General features: G+C 73.0%; 5 protein-coding genes. 1 reads left to right on the forward strand and 4 read right to left on the reverse strand.

Annotation, left to right across the window (positions count from 1 at the left end; all coding sequences use genetic code 11):
* Positions 1-308 precede the first annotated feature (308 nt).
* The 4 genes from ACFV0G_RS01805 to ACFV0G_RS01820 all read right to left on the reverse strand — a co-directional run bounded on the left by ACFV0G_RS01805 (position 309) and on the right by ACFV0G_RS01820 (position 2,998).
* Entirely contained in the window at positions 309-1,475 is a 1,167-nt protein-coding gene (locus ACFV0G_RS01805) for a hypothetical protein (protein ID WP_380539922.1), read from the reverse strand.
* 297 nt (positions 1,476-1,772) lie between these two features.
* Complete coding sequence (locus ACFV0G_RS01810) at positions 1,773-1,988, reverse strand: hypothetical protein (RefSeq protein WP_380539925.1); 216 nt, start codon at positions 1,986-1,988, stop codon at positions 1,773-1,775.
* 209 nt (positions 1,989-2,197) lie between these two features.
* Entirely contained in the window at positions 2,198-2,683 is a 486-nt protein-coding gene (locus ACFV0G_RS01815; protein ID WP_380539928.1) for a GNAT family N-acetyltransferase, read from the reverse strand.
* A gap of 9 nt (positions 2,684-2,692) precedes the next feature.
* Positions 2,693-2,998: a DUF1778 domain-containing protein gene (locus ACFV0G_RS01820; protein ID WP_380539931.1), complete on the reverse strand. Its 306-nt coding sequence runs from the start codon at positions 2,996-2,998 to the stop codon at positions 2,693-2,695.
* Between the two features lie 248 nt (positions 2,999-3,246).
* On the opposite strand from ACFV0G_RS01820, the gene ACFV0G_RS01825 reads away from it, so the two are divergent.
* Positions 3,247-3,444, forward strand: a complete 198-nt coding sequence (locus ACFV0G_RS01825) for a hypothetical protein (protein WP_380539934.1) — start codon at positions 3,247-3,249, stop codon at positions 3,442-3,444.
* Positions 3,445-3,507 lie beyond the last annotated feature (63 nt).

The raw sequence follows: 3,507 nt of genomic DNA on the forward strand, positions 1-3,507 counted from the left end.
CGCCGGGCCAGGAGTAAGGAAGGTGTCCGTCAGATCAGGCAGCCCCCGAAGCCCCGACCGAGACGCTCTGGAGCCGCCTTCACTACGGATTAGGGTTGTCGGCAACGCCATCGGGCCAGAATTTCCCGGCTGAGCTGGGCGGATGCCGGAACCATGGTGAGGAAGGCCCCCGGGGCAGCGCCCGGGGAGACACCCGGGGAGTCCCGGCGGGCCCTTGTCGCCTCATCAGGCCCTGACCGGACGACACCGGGCCCCTGGGCACGGTACCCGCGCAGGGTCGGCCGTACGCGAGCCCGGCCGTGCAGCTGTCAGGCGAGGTGCTGCTCGAGGGCCATGCGCAGCAGGGAGATGGCGTGCGGTGCGTCCGGGGCGAGCCAGGGCTGGCGGTCGGTGGCGTCGATGACGAGGCGGCCGTCGATGTGGGCGGCCCAGCCGTCGCCGGTGTAGGCAATCCAGCCGGCGAGCGAGCGGTCGGGGCGGCGGACCGCGCACAGGTACGGGTCCCGGTCCCAGCCTTCGGTGGTCATGTCGCTGCCGGGGATGGGCCACGAGCGGTCCGGGGCACCCAGGCCGCGGGCGTGGGGAGGCGGGGAGGTGCGCCGGTCGGCGAGATCCAGGCGCAGCTGCTCGGATCCGGCGGCCTGTCGGTCGGGGTGTCGAACCGTCGGGGCCGGTGCTGCGACGGGCAGCGGGGCAGCAGGCGCGGCGGGTGCGGCGGGTGCGGCGGGGGATGCCGCCGTGGCCGGGCTGTGGTGCAGCGGCCGACGGTACGCCGGGGCATCCCGGGTTTCGACGCGCGGGGAAACAAAGGCTGGATCGGAGCCGTCGGCGGCTCCGCTGGTTTCGACGCGCGTCGGAACAAGGCTGGGCGTAGCGGGACTTGATTCGACGCGCGTCGCAATGAGGTTTGAGGGGGCGAGGCTTGATTCGACGCGCGAGGATTCGTCGGCGGCCTGGGCGTGCGCGGCGGCCTCAGCGTCGGCGGCCTGTCGGGCGCGGCGGTCGGTGAGCATCTCGAAGCGCATGGCGCGGGCCTTGCGCAGCACGCGCTCGGTGATCGCGGTGGTGCTGCGCTCGAGCAGTTCCAGGGCCTGGCTGCCGCGGTCGTCGATCCCGCCCCGGCGGGATTCCTCCAGGTTCTCCAGGAAGCGGGCCGCGGCGCGCTGCATCGCCTCGGCGAGGTGCAGCAGCTCCCGGGCATCCGCGCCGGCCGCAGTGTCAGCATCGTCGGGGATTTCGACGCGCGAGGCAATGAGCGCGTCCGCCACCGCGGCCTGCTGCCCGTCCGCCCGGCGGCGCCGGTAGGCCTTGGAGGAGCACGAGCGGGAGCAGTAGACGGGCTGGCGCCCAGGGCCTCCGGTGCGCAGCACGACACCGCACTCCGGACAGGCCCGCGCCTCGGACGCAGGCTCAATTCCCCGCGCGTCGATTCCGTCGGACACCTTGATTCCCCGCGCGTCGAAACCCTGAGTCATGATCAGGAGAGTAGCCGCCCTGCCCGACGCCCCCGGCCCCGGCCCCGGCCCGCCCACCGGAGGATGCGGCGCACGGTGCGCCGCAGACTGGGCACGCGCGGGGAGGCCGGCTGCGCAAGCGGGAGCGGCCTTGCGCGGGCGCGCGCGGCCGGGGGGTCTGCGGTTGCGCCGCTGCGCAAGCGGCCGGCCCCAAGGCGGGTGGGGCCCGGCCGCCGTAGGGGGGTCAGCGGCCGGGCCGGTGCGGACGACAGCACGGCCCGCACCACCGACCGTACGATCCGCCAGCCCGCTGGGCCGTCAGGCGCGGTCGCCCAGCAGGCCGGTGTCGGCGAGGGGGCCGGGGCCGAGCCTGCGGCGGGCGCCGGGTGCCGCGGGCGGCTCGTCCTCGGTGTGCGGTTCCAGGAACGGGGACCGCTCGACGGGCAGCAGCCGCGCCCGGCCATCGGCCGCGGCGGGCTCATCGGTCGCGGACTCGGAGAACGGCTGCCACAGCGGGCGGCGATCAGCACTCATGACCTGCAGTCTGGCAGCCCCCGCCCCGCGCCGGCGCCGCTACGGGTGCGGGCCGATCACCGGGACGGTGATGCCCCGGACGTCCCAGTCCCGGTGGCACCGGGGCCCAGCGGGCGGACCTCACCGGGTCCGTTTCCGGGCGCCCGCCGGCCGGGGTGTGCGTCTCGGGTCCGGCGGGCGCGGGAGCGGCGTAGCGGGCGGGCTGCCGGCTACAGGCTGGCCTCGATGCTCGACATCTTCATGAGGAGGCGGTCCGTGTCCGGGATGGGCGCGAACCCGTGCTTGCGGTAGAAGGAGTGGGCCGGTTTGTCGATGGCGTCGACGACGACGAACCGCGCCCCCACCTGGCGGGCGGCGTCCAGGGCGCGGCCCAGTGCGTCGGCGAGCAGCGCCGCGCCCAGGCCGGTGCCCTGGCAGGTCTTGTCGACGGCCAGTTTGGCGAGCAGGACCGCCGGGATCTGCCCGCGGGTGTTGCCCGCGTACTTCTTGGGCAGCGCCTGGGCCTCGATGACGTGAGCGGTCAGGCTGTAGTAGCCCAGCACCAGGTTGGCGTCATCGCGCACCACGAACGTGCGGGTGGTGCGCTGGTTCTCGGCGCTGAGGCTGCTGCGCGCCAGCCAGTCGTTCAAGATCGGGTTGCCGCAGTCGAACGACTGGCGGTTGTGGCCCTCGGTGAGGGCCTCGCTCACGTACATGGCGGTCGGTTACCTCTTCTTGATCATGTCCCGTGCACGCTTGGCAGCGTGGGCCAGCGCCTCGTTGCGCTCGCCGGGCTCGTCCAGTGCCGCCAGCAGGCCGTCGAAATAGGCCTGCGGGACGACGGTCGTCCGGTGGGCACGCAGGATGGCGTCAGCGCGCTCCACAGCCGCGGTACGGGCGAAGTCCGACGCGGACTCGTCCGTCAACGCCGCCGCGGTCTCGATGCGCTCTTTCACCTCCGGCTGCAACCGGAACTCGAATCGGGCAGTACGCATGTCGGGGTACTCCAAGGGTGTCTTGACGTGCCGCATCCGTTGTTGCTCCCTCGCGGATACGGCGCGCCTCGCAGGCAAGGCACCGAGGGATGGTGGGTCGCTCGGTCGGGATGGGTCGGTGTGCTGCGACGAGTAGCACAACAAGAACTGTACGGACAACGTACGGACATGTCCACCGGGTGGGCCGACGCGCCAAACGACTGCGCCACCGCGGGCAACGCAGCGTTCAACGGCAATCACCGGCGGGTAGGGCTGTGCGTGTCCAACCACTGGGAGGGAACGAAGTGAGCGAGAACGAGCGGCTCAAGTCGCTGATCATCAGCGCGGCACAGGCACTGTGGGACGACAAGGAGGCGCTCGGAACGTTCCTCAACGTGGTGCGGCGCGGCGACGGGTGGACCCAGCTGGCCGATGAGCTGGAGAAGAACCGGCCGGCGAAAGCCACGTTCTACGGCGTGAAGAGCGACGAGTTCCAGGCGTAGCCGACCGCGGGGGTTGTGGGGGGGCGGGGAGGGGGGCCGCGACGGGGGCCCCGCCTCAGAGCC

Origin of the sequence: Kitasatospora sp. NPDC059571 (assembly GCF_042735675.1) — a bacterium.
Taxonomy (GTDB): Bacteria; Actinomycetota; Actinomycetes; order Streptomycetales; family Streptomycetaceae; genus Kitasatospora.

What these genes read in the sequence shown, in the direction of transcription:
- ACFV0G_RS01805 (WP_380539922.1), bottom strand. Translation starts at nt 1,475, where the DNA reads ATGACTCAGGGTTTCGACGCGCGGGGAATCAAGGTGTCCGACGGAATC.
- ACFV0G_RS01810 (WP_380539925.1), bottom strand. Translation starts at nt 1,988, where the DNA reads ATGAGTGCTGATCGCCGCCCGCTGTGGCAGCCGTTCTCCGAGTCCGCG.
- ACFV0G_RS01815 (WP_380539928.1), bottom strand. Translation starts at nt 2,683, where the DNA reads ATGTACGTGAGCGAGGCCCTCACCGAGGGCCACAACCGCCAGTCGTTC.
- ACFV0G_RS01820 (WP_380539931.1), bottom strand. Translation starts at nt 2,998, where the DNA reads ATGCGGCACGTCAAGACACCCTTGGAGTACCCCGACATGCGTACTGCC.